At 29.9% G+C, this 18348-nt stretch carries 17 protein-coding genes; 12 read left to right on the top strand and 5 right to left on the bottom strand.

What is annotated here, in order from left to right; genetic code table 11:
• The first annotated feature begins 1 nt into the window (after position 1).
• From GRQ01_RS01145 to GRQ01_RS01120, 6 genes are read left to right on the top strand one after another with little or no spacing between them, the layout of a single operon-like run.
• Complete coding sequence (locus GRQ01_RS01145) at positions 2 to 1627, top strand: cation:proton antiporter (RefSeq protein ID WP_158334022.1); 1626 nt, start codon at positions 2 to 4, stop codon at positions 1625 to 1627.
• Positions 1603 to 1968, top strand: a complete 366-nt coding sequence (locus GRQ01_RS01140; protein ID WP_158334021.1) for a hypothetical protein — start codon at positions 1603 to 1605, stop codon at positions 1966 to 1968. The genes GRQ01_RS01145 and GRQ01_RS01140 overlap by 25 nt, the downstream gene beginning before the upstream one ends.
• Positions 1965 to 2585, top strand: a complete 621-nt coding sequence (locus GRQ01_RS01135) for an HAD family hydrolase (RefSeq protein ID WP_158334020.1) — start codon at positions 1965 to 1967, stop codon at positions 2583 to 2585. The genes GRQ01_RS01140 and GRQ01_RS01135 overlap by 4 nt, the downstream gene beginning before the upstream one ends.
• Positions 2586 to 2637: 52 nt before the next feature.
• Positions 2638 to 4632: a glycine--tRNA ligase subunit beta gene (gene glyS, locus GRQ01_RS01130; protein ID WP_158334019.1), complete on the top strand. Its 1995-nt coding sequence runs from the start codon at positions 2638 to 2640 to the stop codon at positions 4630 to 4632.
• Positions 4629 to 5450, top strand: a complete 822-nt coding sequence (pgp3, locus tag GRQ01_RS01125; protein ID WP_158334018.1) for a peptidoglycan metallopeptidase Pgp3 — start codon at positions 4629 to 4631, stop codon at positions 5448 to 5450. Before glyS ends, pgp3 begins: the two co-directional genes overlap by 4 nt.
• A complete protein-coding gene (locus GRQ01_RS01120; RefSeq protein ID WP_158334017.1) occupies positions 5447 to 6403 on the top strand; it encodes an SAM-dependent methyltransferase in 957 nt (318 codons plus the stop codon). Before pgp3 ends, GRQ01_RS01120 begins: the two co-directional genes overlap by 4 nt.
• On the opposite strand, the gene GRQ01_RS01115 is transcribed toward GRQ01_RS01120, so the two are convergent.
• The gene (locus GRQ01_RS01115; protein ID WP_158334016.1) at positions 6393 to 7364 is read right to left on the bottom strand and encodes a Ppx/GppA phosphatase family protein; all 972 of its coding nucleotides are present in this window, start codon (positions 7362 to 7364) and stop codon (positions 6393 to 6395) included. The two genes, GRQ01_RS01120 and GRQ01_RS01115, sit on opposite strands and share 11 nt — an antisense overlap.
• A 56-nt stretch (positions 7365 to 7420) precedes the next feature.
• On the opposite strand from GRQ01_RS01115, the gene GRQ01_RS01110 reads away from it, so the two are divergent.
• The 4 genes from GRQ01_RS01110 (at position 7421) to GRQ01_RS01095 (ending at position 11341) form a co-directional block, all read left to right on the top strand.
• Positions 7421 to 8194, top strand: coding sequence for a pyridoxine 5'-phosphate synthase (locus tag GRQ01_RS01110; protein ID WP_158334015.1), 774 nt, complete (start codon positions 7421 to 7423; stop codon positions 8192 to 8194).
• Positions 8191 to 9285: a 4-hydroxythreonine-4-phosphate dehydrogenase gene (gene pdxA, locus GRQ01_RS01105; protein ID WP_158334014.1), complete on the top strand. Its 1095-nt coding sequence runs from the start codon at positions 8191 to 8193 to the stop codon at positions 9283 to 9285. Before GRQ01_RS01110 ends, pdxA begins: the two co-directional genes overlap by 4 nt.
• 134 nt (positions 9286 to 9419) lie before the next feature.
• Entirely contained in the window at positions 9420 to 10442 is a 1023-nt protein-coding gene (hemE, locus tag GRQ01_RS01100; protein ID WP_158334013.1) for a uroporphyrinogen decarboxylase, read from the top strand.
• On the top strand, positions 10439 to 11341 hold the full coding sequence (locus tag GRQ01_RS01095) for a radical SAM protein (RefSeq protein ID WP_158334012.1): 903 nt from the start codon (positions 10439 to 10441) through the stop codon (positions 11339 to 11341). The genes hemE and GRQ01_RS01095 overlap by 4 nt, the downstream gene beginning before the upstream one ends.
• Here GRQ01_RS01095 and GRQ01_RS01090 read toward each other — a convergent pair.
• From GRQ01_RS01090 to GRQ01_RS07775, 4 genes are read right to left on the bottom strand one after another with little or no spacing between them, the layout of a single operon-like run.
• On the bottom strand, positions 11338 to 12525 hold the full coding sequence (locus tag GRQ01_RS01090) for a hypothetical protein (protein WP_158334011.1): 1188 nt from the start codon (positions 12523 to 12525) through the stop codon (positions 11338 to 11340). The two genes, GRQ01_RS01095 and GRQ01_RS01090, sit on opposite strands and share 4 nt — an antisense overlap.
• Complete coding sequence (gene uvrC / locus GRQ01_RS01085; protein ID WP_158334010.1) at positions 12526 to 14328, bottom strand: excinuclease ABC subunit UvrC; 1803 nt, start codon at positions 14326 to 14328, stop codon at positions 12526 to 12528.
• A complete protein-coding gene (locus tag GRQ01_RS01080; protein WP_158334009.1) occupies positions 14310 to 14813 on the bottom strand; it encodes a hypothetical protein in 504 nt (167 codons plus the stop codon). Before GRQ01_RS01080 ends, uvrC begins: the two co-directional genes overlap by 19 nt.
• Before the next feature lie 24 nt (positions 14814 to 14837).
• Positions 14838 to 14984 (bottom strand): hypothetical protein, encoded by a 147-nt coding sequence (locus GRQ01_RS07775; protein WP_193699206.1) that lies wholly within the window; start codon positions 14982 to 14984, stop codon positions 14838 to 14840.
• Positions 14985 to 15130: 146 nt separating this feature from the next.
• Between GRQ01_RS07775 and guaA the strand changes: the two genes are divergently transcribed.
• Both guaA and GRQ01_RS01065 read left to right on the top strand, forming a co-directional pair.
• Entirely contained in the window at positions 15131 to 16666 is a 1536-nt protein-coding gene (gene guaA / locus GRQ01_RS01070; protein WP_158334008.1) for a glutamine-hydrolyzing GMP synthase, read from the top strand.
• 58 nt (positions 16667 to 16724) lie between these two features.
• On the top strand, positions 16725 to 18185 hold the full coding sequence (locus GRQ01_RS01065) for a GumC domain-containing protein (RefSeq protein ID WP_158334007.1): 1461 nt from the start codon (positions 16725 to 16727) through the stop codon (positions 18183 to 18185).
• Positions 18186 to 18348: the final 163 nt, after the last annotated feature.

Below are 18348 nucleotides of genomic sequence, written 5' to 3'. Positions count from 1 at the left end.
TATGGATAATTTTTTAGAAATTTTTTTAATCACCGTTGCCATAGCTATAATTTTAAATGTCATTTTTAAGAAATTTGAAATTCCAACCATCATAGGATATATAGCAGCAGGAGAAATTATTTCTGAAATTTATCATTTAAGCGCTAAAGGAGAAATAACTCATATAGCCGAATTTGGCATAGTATTTTTAATGTTTACTATAGGACTTGAATTTTCTTTTAAACATCTCATGGCAATGAAACAAGAAGTATTTTTAAATGGTTCTTTGCAAATGCTTACTTGCGGCTTTGTTTTTATGCTTCTTGCTATAGGAATTTTAGGACTTGGCGATAAAAGTGCTATAATAGCAGGCTTTGCCTTAGCACTTTCATCCACAGCTGTTGTACTTAAAATTCTAAATGACAATGGAGATATTAATGAACAATATGGAAGGAAAGCTTTAGGAATTTTACTCTTTCAAGACATAGCTGTAATTCCTCTGCTTTTGCTTGTAGATATTTTCTCATCTAACAACCAAAACATAGAAAAACTTCTTTTTACCACACTCATTTCAGTGCTTATTTTAATTGCATTATTGTTTTTCATAGGCAAATACTTAGTAGATAGAATTTTCAGACTTATTGTGCGTACCTCTTCTCAAGAAATTTTTATTAGCACAGTTTTATTTATGGTCATTGGCGCAAGTTTTTTAGCAAATTATTTTGGATTTTCTTATTCTTTAGGAGCTTTTATAGCAGGGGCTTTGATCGCAGAAACTAAATATAAACATAAAATCGAAGCAGATTTAATCCCTTTTAGGGACTTGCTTTTAGGACTTTTTTTTATTACAGTAGGGATGCAAATTCAACTTGATATTGTGACTCAAAATTGGTTTTTAATCATAGCTTTAACCCTTCTTGTTATGGCTTTAAAATTTGGGATAGTCTTTGGCTTTTTATTTCTTTATACCAAAAAAAGAGTGGCCTTAAAAACAGCTTTTTCTATAGCACAAATAGGCGAATTTGCTTTAGCTATTTTTTCTCTTTTGCAAGCAAAAAATATGCTAGATATTAAAACTTCTCAAATTCTCATTGCAGTTTCTATTCTAACAATGATCATTACTCCTTTTATACTAAACAATATAAGAAAAATAGCCAATGTCGTAGAAGATATCACCTTAAACACAAATACAGTGAAAAACATCGATAATAATCTCAAACTTAAAAACCACATCGTTGTTTTTGGCTATGGACGTTTAGGGCAAGAAGTTGTGCAAAAAATAAAAAATACTGGGGTGCCTTATTTGGTACTTGAAAGCGATTTAAATTTAGTAGAATTAGGAGTAAGCCGCGGCGAAAATGTGGTTTTTGCCAATGCTGCACAAGAAGAAACTCTAAAAATTGCTAATATTGAAGAATGTGCTGTAGTAATTATCACAGTAAGCAATGAAGCCAAATTAGAAATTCTTTGCCAAGTTTTAGCCAATTATCCAAAACCTATAGATATGATAATCCATGTTAATGGTACTTTAAAAAAGATGCTTTTTTCTAGTATAGATGAAAATATACACATTATCCGTTCAGAAAAAGTCATAGCTAGAAATTTAGTCCAAGAAGCACTAGAATGCAGAATCCACAAAAATACCTAAGGAAGAATTTTAAAAAAAATGAAGAAAAAGCCTTGCGTGTGAAATATCTAAGGAATCTTGAAAAATTTTTTAAAGGTGCTATTTGTGCATTAAAAAAAGAAAATTTTGATAAAATTAAATTTCAAGAAAGAATGCTAAAAAATGCGAAATTTTTCGAAAAAAGCTGTGCTGTAAACCTTAATTCAAATTATGCAAAAAATCTTGAATTTTTTGTAAATGCTTGCTTAGATTTTTCCAAAGAAAAAAATGAACTTTTAAACCTTGCTAATGCTTTAGACAAGGAAAAAAAACAAAGCCAAAGAAAAGAAAAACACAAAAACTATTTAAAGGACTATGAATGATCAATGTATTTTTTGACATGGATGGAACTTTAATTGACAGTGCTAATGCTATTACTTGCGCTATTAATGAAATACGCAAGGATTTGAACCTCAACGCACTTTCAAGACAAACCATTATGCAAACAATCAATACACCTAATATCAACTGGGCAAAAGAACTTTATAATATAGACAATTTCCATCATTCAAGCTTTAAAGAAGGCTATGAAAAATATTTTATAAAACACTATGAACAAAGCGTGGTGTTATATGATGGCATTAAAGAATTATTACAATTTTTAAAAAATAAAAATTGCTTTTTAGCCATTGCTACAAATGCTCCTCAAAGCTCGCTTGCTAATATATTAAAAAAACATGGCATCATTCCTTATTTTGATAAAATTTTAGGCGTAAGTTTTGATATAAAACCAAAACCTCATCCTATGATGCTAGAACTTTTAAAAAATGAAGCTGTTTATAAAACAAGTCTTTTTATAGGTGATAGCCAAAAAGATCAAGAATGTGCAAGGAATGCTAATTTACCTTATTTGCATGCTAAATGGTATCAAAAGGATTTAAAAGAAAATGAATTTAGCAATGTTGATGAACTTAAAAGCCTTTTGCAAAAGTATTTATAAGTTTTTTAATGAAATTAAGTTAAAATAAAACAAATTTTTAAAAGAGTAGATCATGAGTGAATTATTAATAGAAATAGGCACAGAAGAATTACCTGCTTTTCCTTTATTAAAAGAATTAAAACATATAGAAACAAAATGGAAAAAGCTTTTAGAAGAATATCGCTTAATAAGTGATTTTAAATTTTATTACACCCCGCGTCGCTTGGTATTTTTTCATGAAAATTTCCCAAATAAACAAGAAGACACTCTTGCTGAATTTATAGGTGCACCTAGAAATCTTGCGTATAAAGATGGTATTTTAACACCTGCAGGCGAAAGCTTTTTACAAAAAACAGGTATAAGTGAAAAAGAACTCGAATTTAAGCAAATCAAAGGCAAAGAAGTCTTATATCATCAAAAAACCATCAAAGGCTTGCAAAGTGAAGAAATCTTAGCTCAGATAATAGAAAGTTTTCTTAAAAACTTGAATTTTGGAAAAAGCATGCGTTGGGGGGCTAATACTTTTGAATTCATTCGTGCTATCCGTTCTATAGTCTGCATACTTGATGATAAATTGGTTAATTTTCAAAGCTATGGCGTTAAAAGCACTAAAAAAACCTTCGTACACAGAAGCATAAGCTATGATTTACAAGAATTTAACACCGCAAAAGAATATTTTAAACTCTTAGAAAAAAATTTCATCATCTTAGATCCTCTTAAAAGAAAAGAAAGAATACTCGAACAATTTAGACTCTTAGAAAGTCAAAAAAACATTCAAATCTGTGAAGATGAAGAACTTTTAGCCGAAGTTGTTGCTATTACAGAGTATCCAAACGCACTTTTGGGTAGCTTTGAAGAACAATACCTTCAAATTCCTCATGAAGCCATTATCACTTCTATGAGAGAAAATCAACGCTATTTTGCAGTATTTAATGAAACAAGTTTAAGCAATCATTTCATCGTAGTTAGCAATGCAGTATGCAAAGACTACTCAAAAATCATCCATGGAAACGAAAGGGTTTTACGTGCAAGACTTAGCGATGCTATGTTTTTTTATCAAAATGACATACAAGATGGCCTAAATCCCGAAAAACTTGCCACAATAACCTATCTTGAAGGCTTAGGAACCATGCAAGATAAAAGCTTAAGAGAGATAAAGATCGCTGAAATTTTATGCCAAATGCTAAAAAATGATAAAATCTCAAATATCACTACAGCAATCAAATACTCCAAAGCAGATTTAACTACACAAATGGTTTATGAATTTACTAATTTACAAGGCATTATGGGAAGTTATTATGCACGAAAAATGGGCTTAGATTATGAAATTTGTCTAGCCATTAAAGAACAATATCTTCCAGATTCAGAACAAGCCCCTCTTCCAAGTACTGAATTTTCAAGCATAGTTGCCCTTGCAAACAAGCTTGATAATCTTATGGGACTTTTTAGTATAAGCAAAATTCCTAATGGAACAAAAGATCCTTATGCCTTAAGACGTGCTGCTAATGGGATCATTAAAATCATTTTAAATTTAAACAAAGAATTAGATCTGCAAATTTTACTAGAAAAACTCGCAAACCAATATAAAAAATTTGACATACAAATTTTAAAAGATTTTATTTTTGAAAGGCTTTATACCTTTTATGAAGTTAACACTTCTTTTATTAAAGCAGTTCTTAGCTCAAAAAATACCGATCTTATCCATATTAACCAAAGTGTTAATGCCCTTATCAAACTTAGTAAAAAAGCTAATTTTAACGAAAATTTTGCTACTTTTAAAAGATTGGCCAATATTGCACAAACCTCCTTATGCCAAATCGATGAAACACTTTTTGTAGAAGAAGCAGAAAATAAACTTTATGAAGCTTTTAAAGAAAAACTTCAAACCCATTCTTTAGAAGAAAAACTTGAAAATCTCTTCGCACTCAAGCCTTTTATTGATGAATTTTTTGACAAAGTCATGATCAATGATCAAAATGAAAAACTCAAAAACAACCGTCAAGCTCTAGTTTATAGAATTTACCAAGAGTTTTTAAAGATTGCTGATCTTAAAGAGTTGAGTCTATGAAATTTTTTTTGGTTTTTTTAAGCTTTAGCCTTTGGCTTTTTGGTTCACAAAACCTAGAACTTATTAAAGGCCAAACTCTCATTTTAGATTTTAATAAAAAAGATTTTATTGCTTTAAAAAAAAATGATCAAAATATCCCCACTTTTACACATCCTAAAAATCAAGAAAAAATTCTAGCTATATTTGCTTTATCTTATAAAAATCCACCTTTAAATACAAAACTCATAGCATTTTACAAAAACAAAAAAGAAGAAATCCTGATAAAAACCCTACAAGGACACTATAAAAGCGAAAAATTAAATGTCGAAAATAAAAAGATTTTTCCTCCTAAAACCGAACAAAAACGCATTGCTAAAGAATTCCAACAAGCTAATGTCATTTACAATTCTTATACTCCAAAAGCATTGTTTGACAGCACTTTTAATATGCCTTTAAATTCTGCTATTACAAGCGATTTTGGAAAAGCAAGAACTTTTAATGAAAAAGTAGCAAGCTATCATAGCGGGACAGATTTTAAAGCTTCTATAAACACTCCTATTTACGCGACTAACTCAGGCATAGTAAAAATCGCTAAAAATCGCTATTTTGCAGGAAATTCAGTAGTAATTGATCATGGCTTGGGAATTTATTCTCAATACTATCATCTTTCTAAAATCATTGTTAAAGAAGGACAAAAAGTCAAAAAAGGTGAACTTCTAGGGCTTAGTGGAGCTACAGGTAGAGTAAGTGGACCACATTTGCACTTTGGAATCCTTGCTGGAGGCAAACAAGTTGATCCTTTAGATTTCATTTCCAAATTTAATGCATTATTTCAATGAAATTTAGTGACTTTTTTCATATTTGGCTGCATGAAAACTACTATAAAAATGGAGTAAATATAGGCAAAAATGGAGATTTTTTCACTGCTGTTAGCGTGGGAAATCTCTTTGGCACACTTTTGGCAAAACACTTTTTATACTTAATCGATCAAAAAATTCTAAAAACGCCTTTAGAACTTGTTGAAATAGGAGCTAATGAAGGATATTTAAGTCGTGATTTTCTATCTGCCTTACTCGATTTAAGACCACAAATTTTCCCAGAACTTTCTTTTTTTATCATAGAACCACATGAAAAATTAAGAATCTTACAAAGAAAAACTCTACATGCAGTCGATTTCACTCACAAAAGCAGTCTTAAAGAATGCCATTTTAAAAATGCTTTTTTCTTTTGTAACGAACTTTTTGATAGTTTTACTTGCGAATTAATAAATGATGATAAAATGGCCTTTGTTGAAGACTTTAAACTCATTTTTAAACCTATGCATAAAGATTTAAAAAGAAAATGCCTAGCCTTAAATCTCCAAAAAGGAGAATACAACACCCAATTAGAAGATTTTTTTAAAGATTTAAACGAGGCTTGCGAACAGTTTATTTTCGCGGGTTTTGATTATGGTAGCTATGATAATACACGCTTTAGTATAAGAATTTATCGCCAACACGAAGTCTTTAACCCTTTAGAATGCAATTTAAAAGATTTCTTTGGCAAAAGCGATCTTACTTATAATGTTAATTTCAATCACCTTCAAAAACTCATAAAAGAATTAAATTTTAAACTTTTAGAATTTAAAAAACAAAGCCTTGCTTTAATTGATTTTGGTTTTGAAACGCTGCTTAAAGAATGTAAGGATAAAAATCAAAAAAGTTATGAAAATTTCCTCTTGCAAAGTAAAATTTTATTTTTTAATTTCGATGAAAAATTCCACTTTTTTGAATTTCAAAAAACTAAAACTTGATATTTTTCATACTTGCTAAACAAAGCCCCTCTCTTAAGCCCTCATCAATGACTAAAAGTTTATGCCTGTCAAATAAGGCATAAAAAAGCAAACATCCTGCACTTAAATATTTATTTCGCATGCTTACTTGTTTCATAGTCTTATGCTCTTGCATATAAAATAACTTAATAGCATAATTTAAAAAATCCTTATGGCAAAGCCGCGTGCCATTTATCTTACTTGCTTCATAGCCCTCATAAATTCTATTTTGCTTTAAAGCGCTTAGCATGGTAGGAACACCCGAATTTAAAATCACAGTTTTTACCTTAAAAGATTTAAGAACTTTTTTTATTTTATCAACCTCATCAAAAGCTTTAAAAGCAAGATATTTTAAACGATTATCTTTGATTAAAAAATGAATTTTTAATTTTTTATCTTTTATACGCGTGATAAATTGTGGATATTGTTTAAGAATTTTATTATAAAAAGTATTTGTTTTAAAACCTAAATATTGATTTTTTTCATAAAAACTAATAATACCAAAATCAAAACTTATAAAAGAATTTTTAAAAGCCAATTCACAAGAAGCACCACCTAAATCACAATACGCAAATTCTCCCCAAATTCCAAGCTCTAATAAACCTGCTTGCATGCCTAAAACACTCATTTTAGCCTCGATTTTAGGATCGATGAGTTCAAAAATAATTCCAAATTCTTCTTTAAGATTATCAAAAATCTCTTGGGTATTACTTGCCTTCCTAAAAGCCGCTGTGGCAACAGCTTTTGCTTTGCTTAAATCTTGCTCTTTGGCTAAAACCTTTAAAACATCTTTTAATTTTTTTATAGCTTCTTGAGAAATTTTCCCACTTTGATTTAAATTCCTTGCTGCACCCACAACAAATTCATATTCTTTTATTTTTTTGAATTCTTCATCCATTTGCACAGCTCTTAAAGTATTTGATCCCAAATCTATACCTAACATCGCCTTCCTTATTTAAATTTTATAGTATAATAGCGAAAATTCTATTAAGGAAAAACATGCTTTTGGGTATAAATATCGATCATATAGCTGTTTTAAGACAAGCTAGAATGGTAAATGATCCAGATCTCTTAGAAGCTGCTTTTATAGCCGCAAAATTTGGCGATCAAATCACCTTACATGTAAGAGAAGATCGACGCCACGCTCAAGATTTTGACCTAGAAAATATTATCCGTTTTTGCAAAAGTCCTATTAATTTAGAATGCGCTTGTAATGATACGATTTTAAATCTAGCTCTTAAACTCAAACCCCATCGCGTTACCTTAGTACCTGAAAAAAGAGAAGAACTCACCACAGAAGGCGGAATCAATTTAAATCATAATAAAATGCAAGAAAGCATAAAAAAACTACAAAATGCAGGGATTGAAGTTTCACTTTTTATCAATCCCTATTTAGAAGATATACAAAAATCTTATGAGTTAAAAGCTACATTTATAGAACTTCACACAGGATATTATGCCAATTTATATAATGCTCTTTTTAGCAATATTTCACACACAGCCTTTGCCCTTAAAGAATTTGCTTTAACCAAAACACAATTACAAGACCTGTTCGAAAAAGAATTACAAAATATACAATCATGCGCTAAAAAAGGCGTAGAACTTGGCTTAAAGGTTTGTGCAGGACATGGATTAAACTATAAAAATGTCACTAAAATAGCAAAAATCAAAGAAATTAGCGAACTTAATATAGGACAAAGCATCATAGCAAGATCAATTTTTACAGGACTTCAAAATGCCATTTTAGAAATGAAAGAACTCATTAAAAGATGAAAAAATTAGCTATTAGTATAGGGGATATAAATGGCATAGGTCTTGAAATTTTAATACGCTCTCATGAAAAGCTTTCCCAAATTTGCACGCCTTATTATTTTATCCATGAAAGCTTATTACAAAAGGCCTTAAAAGCTTTAGATTTAAAGCTTTTCAATGCTAAGCTTGTAAGCTTTAAAGATGATAAAAACCATGAATTTAAATATGAAAAAAGTCAAAATTCCTTAGAAATTTACTCTTTTTGTGCACCTTTAGGATTAAAAGTGGATGAAAATTTTAATATCCAAGCAGGGAAAATAGATGCAAAAAGCGGACTTTATAGTTTTTTAAGTTTTAAGGCAGCAAGCTATTTTGTCTATGAAAAACACGCTCATGCTTTACTAACTTTACCCGTACATAAAAAAGCCTGGGAACAAGCTAAACTTGATTATAAAGGACACACTGATGCTTTAAGGGATTTTTTTAAACAAAATGCCATTATGATGCTAGGCTGTAAAAAGCTTTTTATAGGACTTTTTAGCGAACATATACCCTTATCTAAAGTAAGTCAAAAAATCACTTTTAAAAATTTAAGCATTTTTCTAAAAGACTTCTATAAAGAAACAGGTTTTAAAAAAATCGGGGTTTTAGGGTTTAATCCTCATGCAGGAGATTATGGGGTTATAGGAGGCAAAGAAGAAAAAATCATGCAAAAAGCCATTGCTTTTGTTAATGCTTTTTTATATTCTCAAAAAGATGAGAATTTTTTCAAAAAAGCCTTAAAAGATGAAAATTTACAAAATGACTTACTTTTCAATTTTAAAGGCAAAGGCATATATTTACCCTACCCTTTAGTAGCCGATAGCGCTTTTACCAAAGAAAGTTTAAAATCATGCAAACGTTTAGTGGCTATGTATCATGATCTAGGTTTAACTCCTTTAAAAGCTTTATATTTTGATCAAAGCATCAATGTAAGCTTAAATTTACCCATCATCCGAGTCAGTGTTGATCACGGCACTGCTTTTGATAAGGCCTATAAAAATGCTAAAATCAACACAAAAAGCTATTTTGAAGCAGCCAAATTCGCCTTAGAATTGCCTCCTAAAACTTAAAATAAAAATTTCTAAACACTATAAAATCAAATATCGTAAAATTATAAACTTTCACAACCATCCCTATTTATGGGATAAAAAAATAGCTATTTATTTTTTTTCTGTTATAATTTCCCAAAAACAAAGGAAAATTAATGATTTTTATTGATGCTTGCTTTAAAAAACCTACGCCTTATACCCCTGTTTGGATGATGCGACAAGCAGGAAGATACTTAGCACAATACATGCAAGTAAGACAAGAAGCAGGAGATTTTCTTTCTTTATGCAAAGATTATAAAAAAGCTTCAGAAGTTTCCTTACAACCTGTTGATATTTTAGACGTTGATGCAGCAATTATCTTTTCAGATATTTTAGTAGTTCCGCTTGAAATGGGTATGGATTTGCGTTTTGAAAAAGGAGAAGGGCCCGTTTTTACCAAAGCCATTTCAACCTTACAAGACTTAGAAAGGCTTGAAGATCAAAACGCTCACAAAAAATTATCTTATGTCTATGATGCTTTAAAACTTACACGAGAAAAATTGCCTCAAGATAAAGCTTTAATAGGTTTTTGCGGCAGTCCTTGGACCATAGCTACTTATATAATAGAAGGAAAAGGTAGTAAAAATTATGCAAAATGCAAAAAAATGCTTTATCAAAACCCAGAATTTTTACACCAAATCCTAAATAAACTCACCCAAGTTTTAAAACTTTATCTTCAAGAACAAATCAAAGCGGGTGCAAATGCAATCCAAATTTTTGACAGTTGGGCAAATGCTTTAGAATATGATAAATTTTTTGAATTTTCTTTTGATTATATGCTTGAAATTTCTCATTTCATCAAAACCAAATATCCTTATATACCTGTGATTTTATTCCCTAAAGGCATTAGCGGATATTTAGACAAAATAGATGGTAATTTTGATGTTTTTGGTGTTGATTGGAGCACTCCTCTTGATTTAGCACGTGATAAACTATCACACAAATACGCCCTTCAGGGTAATATGGAACCTTGTAGACTTTATAGCAAACAAGCCATAGAAGAAAGCGTGAAAAATATTGTAAAAACTATGCAAAACAAAGCGCATATTTTCAATCTAGGCCATGGGATTTTACCAGATATTCCTGTTGAAAATGCAAAATATTTTATCAAACTTGTAAAACAAAGTTCATTAAAATGAAAATTCTTTTTGGCCCTGTAAATTCTAGACGCTTTGGAAGATCTTTAGGTATAGATTTAAGCCCTAGTAAAAAACAATGCAATTTTGATTGTGTATACTGCGAGCTTGAAGCTCAAAAACCACAAGCAACACAAGATCAAATCATAGATACAAAACAAATCCTTTTAGAAGTGCAAACCATGCTGAAAAAAAACATAGAATTTGACTTTCTAACCTTTACAGCCAATGGCGAACCTAGCCTTTATCCACATTTAGATGAGTTAATACTATCTTTACGCCAAGTTATAAAGGACAAAAAATTCCTTATCTTAAGCAATGGCACAGCTGTATTAGATCAAAACAAATTCCAAACTTTACTAAAATTAGATGTAGTCAAATTCAGCCTAGACAGTGCTATTGCTAAGACATTTTACCGAATTGATAAAGCTTTGAAAAATATTAATTTAGAAGAAATGATAGAAAAAATGGCAGAATTTAGAGCTGAATTTCAAGGCGATTTAATCATGGAAATTCTTGTAGTTAAAGATCTTAATGATAATGAAGAAGAATTTAAAGCACTCAATCAAGCCTTAAAAAAAATCGCCCCTTTAAGAGTGGATTTAAGCACCATAGACAGACCTCCAGCCTATGCAGTAAAAAAAATAAATGAAGAAAAACTATTAAAGCTTTCTAAGCTTATAGACTCTACGCCCGTATTTTTAACTCAAAGACATTATGAAAACAAAAAACTAAACTTTAACAAAGAAGAATTACTAAAAACCCTTCATTTACGCCCTCAAAGCCACATGGATGTACAAATGACTTTTGATCAAGCTTCTAAAAATCTATTAAATCAACTTATCAAAGAAAAAAAAGTAAAAATCCTTGATTTAGCAGGGGTTCAATTTTATAAAGCTTAAACTTTTGGCAAATATTTCTTAAGCAAATGAACAAAGTCTTTTTTACTCACATCACTTAAAACCTCACTCGCACAATCAAAATCTTTCACATCTTCTTTAGCAAAAAAGACAATATGGCTTTGTGGATACTGCTTTTTATAAGCATGAAGAAAATTTTTCATTCTTTGATAATCTAATTGGACTAAATCATAATCTAATAAAATCAAACGATAAGCCTTTTTGCTTAATTCTTGCTTTAGCTGAACAAAAGAATTAATACATATATTTTTATCACATTGTTTTTGTATGATATTAAAAAACAAAGTTGTATCAAAATCCTTTTGTTTAAAAAGCAATACATTGTTTTCATAAAGCGTTTTAAATTCTAAAATACAAGTTTTATCAAGTTTATTTTGTAAAATATTTTCAAGATCTTTTCTTTCAAAAGGCAAACTTAAAAAATCCTCATAAGAAGCATTGTTACAACGACTCATAATTACAAAATTATAATTTTTCTTTACATTCTCATTTAAAATCTTATCCTTAATAAAAACCAAATGAAAATCATTAACATTAAAGCTCAAATCCTTAAAATATACACTTTCAATCCCAAAATAAGAAAGCGCATTAGCAAGCAAAAAAGCCTCAAGCTCATCATCATTAACTATAGCCACACTCGCTTGAAATTGAAAAATCTTATCATGATTCATACTTTTAGCATATTTAGGCATTTGATGCAGTGCTAAAGCAATTTGCTCACTTTGGAAATTTAAAACATTTAAAATTAAAGTATTGATTTTTTTATCATAATTTTCATCCAAACAAAGCATGGCATGGAATATATTTTTAAACTGGTATAAATTTTCTTCTAATAAATGCAAATAACTTTCTTTTTCATCAGAAATCTTTGCTAAAACTTGTATGGTATTGTCAAATTTTTCTTTTAACAAATCAAGGGTATCTTGTACATTTAATTTTTTTTCAAAATCTAAAAAAGAATTTTGCATAAAAAAAATTTTTTGGTGTATTTTTTCTCTTTGTCTTTTTTGTACAAAAGCTAAGATAAAAAGGCTTAAAGATATAATAAAAACACTAGCAAACATAACTATTTTAAATTGCTCCATGCTATCATCAAGTCTTGAAAAATCAATGCTTAAATACGCTAAAATTATATTAAAAATAAAAATCATTCCTGCTAATAACAATCAATTTTCCTTTATTTTCTGTGTTGCTTTTTTGCCCACAAGCATTACAAGTTCATCAAAATCGGCTTTATATATGGTTTCAAAATTTCCATAATAAGCTAAAAGTTTTTGTATAGTTCCTGCATTAAGCCCTAAATTCATTAGCTTAGAACTTGATAAATCTTGTTTTTTCTTAGTATTTTGATGAAAAGTGATAGCAAAACGGTGCGCTTCATCTCTTAGCTTTTGTAAAAATTGTAATTTCTTATCGTTAATATTTAAAATAAATTCTCCTTTTATAGAATGAATTTTATCCTTAGCTCCCCCTTTAGCTCTATGGGCTTTTGCATCAACTTTTTCTTTAGAAATAGCTAAAACATCAACATTTGCTCCACTACTTGCTAAAATTTCCTTTGCCAAATCAAGCAAAGCCTTTCCCCCATCTATAAGCCATAAATCAGGAGGCGACATTTTATCAAAATCTAAAGCCCTACGCGTTAAAACTTCGCGCATTTGCTCATAATCGTTTTTATATTTTAAATGAAATTTACGGTATTTTGACTTATCACAAACACCTCTTTTATAAGCGACCATAGCTCCCACATTTGCTACACCTTGTAAATGAGAATTATCAAAAATTTCTATATAATTTGGTAAATTTTCAAGTTCAAAATAAGATTTTAATTCTTCTTGTATATTAAAATCACTATTTTTATGTTCTTTTTCTATATTTAAAAGTGCATTTTGAAAAGCTAAATCACAAATTTTCCTTTTCTCTCCTATTTTTGGTATTTTAATGCTGATTTTTTTATCAAACCTTTGGCTTAAAATTTCTTCTAAAAGCATTCTGTCTTCAAACGCTTCATACACATAAATCTTAGAGCTTATCCAAGGGATATCTATGCTAAAATTTTCTAAAATAAGTTGTTTATAAATTTCATTTTTATCCCCTTCTATATTGTTTTTAACGGGAAGGATTTTAGAATTTACGCTAATAATTTTTCCATTTTGTACTACAAAACGCAGGGTAGAAAGCATGGATTTTTCAAAAGCTAAGGCAAAAACTTCAAAATCCTCCAATTTTGCAATATCTATTTCTATTTTAACTTCTAAATCCTTAATCGTAGCAATTTGATCCCTTAACTTAGCTGCTTCTTCATAATTTTCATTCTGAGCTAAAAAAAGCATTTGTTTTTCTAGATTTTTCACTAAAATATTAGGATTTAAAAGTGCGTGTATGGCTTGAGTTAAAATCTCATGATATTTTTCTTTGCTTACACCTTTATTACAAGGTGCAAGACAGCGTGAAATCTGATAAAAAGTACAAGGACTCTTACAGCTTGACTTTTGCTTTAAAGGATAATATAAATAAAGCGCATCCAAAAGTTCTCTAGCACCTTTAAAAAAAGGACCAAAATATTTAATTTTACTTTTTTTTACTAATTTCCTAGTAATTTCAAAACGCGGAAATTCCTCATCAAAATCCACATAAATATAAGGATAAGTTTTATCATCTCTTAATAAAATATTATATTTAGGATGCAATTGTTTTATAAAAGAATTTTCTAAAATCAAAGCATCTGCTTCTGAATTCGTGCTGATAAATTCCAAATGCACAGTTTCTTCTATCATTTTTTGTATTCTTAAAGAATTTCTTGTATTAGCATGCAAATGAGGAGTAAAAGAAAAATAAGATCTTACGCGATTTTTAAGATTTTTAGCCTTACCTATGTATAAAAGCTTTCCTTCTTTATCAAAATACTGATACACGCCTGCACTATTAGGAAGAGTTTTTAATTCATTTTCTAAAGTATTTTTAAGCAAAATTCAGCCTTTTTTATAATCTGTCTTAATTCTTCAAATTTTTGTGCTAAATGAGTCTTTTTAAAAGCATTTTTAAAATTACCATTAGAAAGTTCTAAATAAGCTTCTTGCAACATTTTTGCATTTTGAGTATTTTTATGCATTGCACTAGTATATTTTTGAGAAAAAATTTTCACCTCTTTAATATTAGAAAATCCGCTTAAAGGATATTTTTGTCCGTATGCTTTTATGAGAAATTTAATATAAATTTTGCTATCATCATGATTTAATTCTTGATAAGCTGCTGAATGTAAAGCTATGATGTTTAAAATATGGTTTTTTACATAGATGCGAGCAATTAATTTTTGCTTAGCAAGCGGAAAAGAACTTAAAAAATCTTTACAAAAAAATAAGGTTTTTAAAGGCTTATAATGAGATTTATTCATCAATTCATTAATCACAGCATTAGTGTTTTTAATCATCTTAATGTTATTCATACTTTTCATAAAATGATTTTAACATTTCTTTTCTTAATTTTCTTGTGTGCTTGCGGCTATAAAGGCAATCCTCAATATACAAACTACGAACAAAATGGTTTTTAAAGGCTTATAATGAGATTTATTCATCAATTCATTAATCACAGCATTAGTGTTTTTAATCATCTTAATGTTATTCATACTTTTCATAAAATGATTTTAACATTTCTTTTCTTAATTTTCTTGTGTGCTTGCGGCTATAAAGGCAATCCTCAATATACAAACTACGAACAAAATGGTTCTATAAAAAGCATTAAAAAATACGAACAATTGCACAGGTGGTAAAAATGAAAAAAGCAGATATTTTAGTTTTAGATTTTGGATCTCAATACACTCAACTCATTGCAAGGCGTTTAAGAGAGCAAGGCGTTTATGCTGAAATTTTACCTTTTAATGTCAGTTTAACAGATATTAGGGCAAAAGAACCCAAGGGCATTATTTTAAGCGGGGGACCTGCAAGTGTTTATGCCACAGATGCTTATTTTTGTGATAAAGGGGTGTTTGATTTAGACTTGCCTATTCTTGGAATTTGTTATGGCATGCAGCTTATGGCACACTATTATAAAGCCACAGTAGCACCTGCAGGACATAAAGAATACGGCAAAGCAAGCATACAAATAAAAAAAGATAGCGATTTGTTTAAAAATCTTCCTAAAAAACAAACCGTTTGGATGAGCCATTCAGACAAGGTTGAAAATTTACCTCAAGGCTTTGAAGTTTTAGCCACAAGTGAAAATAGCCCTTTTTGTGTTTTTGGCAACGAAGAAAAAAAATTCTTTGCCCTACAATTTCATCCTGAGGTACAACACAGCGAATTTGGCAAAAATATCTTAAAAAATTTCGCCAAATATGCTTGTAATTGCGAAAGTGTTTGGAATATGGGCTCTTTTGCAAAAACCCAAGCAGAAAAAATTCGCGAAGAAGTGAAAAATGATAAAGTCCTTTGTGCAGTAAGCGGTGGGGTAGATAGTAGCGTAGTTGCTGCACTTTTAGCAAGTGCTATAAAAGATCAAGTTATTGTTGTTTTTGTAGACAATGGCCTTTTAAGAAGTGGAGAAAAAGAACAAGTGCAGTTCATGTTTAAAAATACCTTAGGCATCGATCTTATCAGTATAGATGCAAGTGAAATTTTTTTAAACCGTCTTGCTAATGTCACTGATCCTGAACAAAAAAGAAAGATCATAGGCAATACTTTTATAGAAGTTTTTGAAGAAGAAGCAAAAAAACACAAAGATGTCAAATATCTAGCTCAAGGTACACTTTATACAGATATCATAGAAAGTTCTGTCATAGGAGCTAGCAAAACCATTAAAAGCCATCATAATGTAGGCGGTTTACCTGAAAAAATGAATCTTAAATTAATAGAACCTTTAAAAGAAATTTTCAAAGATGAAGTACGAACTTTAGGACTAGAATTAGGGCTTAATAAAGAAGTTGTATACCGCCATCCTTTCCCTGGACCAGGACTTGCTATACGCATTATGGGTGAAGTTAACTCTACTAATTTAGATCTCTTGCGAAAAGCCGATACGATCTTACTTGAAGAGCTTAGAAGCACAGGTTGGTATGATAAAACTTGGCAAGCCTTTTGCGTACTTTTAAATGTCAAAAGCGTAGGTGTAATGGGAGATAACCGTACCTATGATAATGCAATTTGCATACGCGTTGTAGATGCAAGTGATGGAATGACAGCGACTTTTTCTCACCTTCCTTATGAAGTTTTAGAAAATATTTCGCGTAGAATCATCAATGAAGTAGCAGGGATTAATCGCGTTGTTTATGATATCTCAAGCAAACCGCCTGCAACTATAGAATGGGAATAATGTATGATTTTTTTATAAAAGCTTAGAATTGATTTAAAAGAAAGTTCAAGGAAGAAATATGCATGGAAAAATAGCTATTTATATGGATTCTACAGGACGTGGAACTGTCGCAAACTCTGCTAATACTTTTTTTGATTTCAATCGTCAAATTTGGAATGATAAAAAAAGTATGCCTAGTGTAGGTATGCTTGTAGAATTTAGAACTCTTCTAAGCGAGAATAAATCAGAAGATGGCAAAGCCAATCAAACAAGCAAAACCATTACAAGCATAAAGCCTTCAAAATTTCAAGAATTTAAAGAAGGGGATTTTATCACAGAACATGATTTTTGGAAGACTGATAATGATGATGAATTAGAAGACTTACAAAACTCAAGAAGAAGTGCTTATATAACAGAACTTTATCGAAGCACAGACTTTGATACTATAGAAAAAATTCCCCTTTCTTTTACCATACCTCAAGCCATACAAAAATATTTTGCCCATGAAATTTTGTCTGTAGAAACACTACAAGCTAATCTTCAAGATGAAAAAGAAATTCCTTGCATACTTGATTATTTAATACTAAAAAGATTTTTATTTAAAGCTTATGATACTTTGATTTTTATGGATAATAGTATAGATCAAACCCAATTTAATGTTCTAAAAAGCATTATGATGCATTTAGAAAATTCCTACAAACAAATGACAGCTGACAGAAAGCCTAATATCACGAAAATTTTCCATGAAACCTTTTTATCCTTACAATGCCATTATCAAGCCTTAGTAGCTACTATAGACACTCGCAATAACCGTCTAGCTTCGCTTGAAGCACAAATGAAAACCTTACAATCTGAAATCAATCTTAAAAGCAATGCAAGCAACACCGATCCTGAAAAACTCAAAGCACGCCAAGAAAAACTAGCCAAATTGCAAAAAGAAGCCCAATATTATAAAACAAGTCTTAAAAGACTTAGTGCTATACGGGAAGACTTTTATAAAAAAAATTACAATATTTTTGAAAATGCTTTTAAGCTTTCACGCGAAAAACTCTTTAAAAAAATTGTTACAGGTTTGAATTTATGCGCAACAATAATGGATGTGAAAATTTGGCATTTATCTTTAAAATCTTCAGGCGTGAAAAATTCTTATTTTACTATGAGTAATATAGAAAATTCCTTTTGTTCTATTTCTTTTGCAGAACATTATTTAAGTCGCTTAAATAAATCCTCTTTAAATCCTTTTGATCAAAAACTTTTAGTATATATCCAAAAAATCACAAAAGAACAAAGAAAAAAATTTCTAGTTGTAACTTCAGATCTTAATTTACTTTGTAAATTAAAAATTGAAAACTTTACCCAAAACCCTTACTATCTTGTAAAATACGCACCTAAAAAAGTCAACTATCAATCCTTAATGCGCGATAATACCTTCGATATGGTTTATATTGATGAAAAACATGTTTGGGAAAATGTAGCAGATATTATTTTGCAAGGAAAGCATTTTGATAAATCAGGAAAAACCAAATTTAAACTGATTTAAGACATAGAAATTTAAGCTAAATTAAGTTATAATTTAAAGGCCTAAACAGTTTGTAATTAAAGTGATTCAACACATTTTTATTAACCGCGATCGTGCGATTTACTGTGTTCTGTGGCATCGTTTGAGCTTTGAAAAAAGCGAGAAGTTGCAGCCTTTAAAAATC

Source organism: Campylobacter bilis (genome assembly GCF_016806695.1).
Lineage (GTDB): Bacteria > Campylobacterota > Campylobacteria > Campylobacterales > Campylobacteraceae > Campylobacter_D > Campylobacter_D bilis.
Note: the sequence above shows the minus strand (reverse complement) of the source record. Positions and strands in the feature narration are given on the sequence as shown.

Coding starts and splice junctions, on each gene's coding strand:
- GRQ01_RS01145 (WP_158334022.1), top strand. CDS start 2: ATGGATAATTTTTTAGAAATTTTTTTAATCACCGTTGCCATAGCTATA.
- GRQ01_RS01140 (WP_158334021.1), top strand. CDS start 1,603: ATGCAGAATCCACAAAAATACCTAAGGAAGAATTTTAAAAAAAATGAA.
- GRQ01_RS01135 (WP_158334020.1), top strand. CDS start 1,965: ATGATCAATGTATTTTTTGACATGGATGGAACTTTAATTGACAGTGCT.
- glyS (WP_158334019.1), top strand. CDS start 2,638: ATGAGTGAATTATTAATAGAAATAGGCACAGAAGAATTACCTGCTTTT.
- pgp3 (WP_158334018.1), top strand. CDS start 4,629: ATGAAATTTTTTTTGGTTTTTTTAAGCTTTAGCCTTTGGCTTTTTGGT.
- GRQ01_RS01120 (WP_158334017.1), top strand. CDS start 5,447: ATGAAATTTAGTGACTTTTTTCATATTTGGCTGCATGAAAACTACTAT.
- GRQ01_RS01115 (WP_158334016.1), bottom strand. CDS start 7,364: ATGTTAGGTATAGATTTGGGATCAAATACTTTAAGAGCTGTGCAAATG.
- GRQ01_RS01110 (WP_158334015.1), top strand. CDS start 7,421: ATGCTTTTGGGTATAAATATCGATCATATAGCTGTTTTAAGACAAGCT.
- pdxA (WP_158334014.1), top strand. CDS start 8,191: ATGAAAAAATTAGCTATTAGTATAGGGGATATAAATGGCATAGGTCTT.
- hemE (WP_158334013.1), top strand. CDS start 9,420: ATGATTTTTATTGATGCTTGCTTTAAAAAACCTACGCCTTATACCCCT.
- GRQ01_RS01095 (WP_158334012.1), top strand. CDS start 10,439: ATGAAAATTCTTTTTGGCCCTGTAAATTCTAGACGCTTTGGAAGATCT.
- GRQ01_RS01080 (WP_158334009.1), bottom strand. CDS start 14,813: ATGAAAAGTATGAATAACATTAAGATGATTAAAAACACTAATGCTGTG.
- GRQ01_RS07775 (WP_193699206.1), bottom strand. CDS start 14,984: ATGAATAACATTAAGATGATTAAAAACACTAATGCTGTGATTAATGAA.
- guaA (WP_158334008.1), top strand. CDS start 15,131: ATGAAAAAAGCAGATATTTTAGTTTTAGATTTTGGATCTCAATACACT.
- GRQ01_RS01065 (WP_158334007.1), top strand. CDS start 16,725: ATGCATGGAAAAATAGCTATTTATATGGATTCTACAGGACGTGGAACT.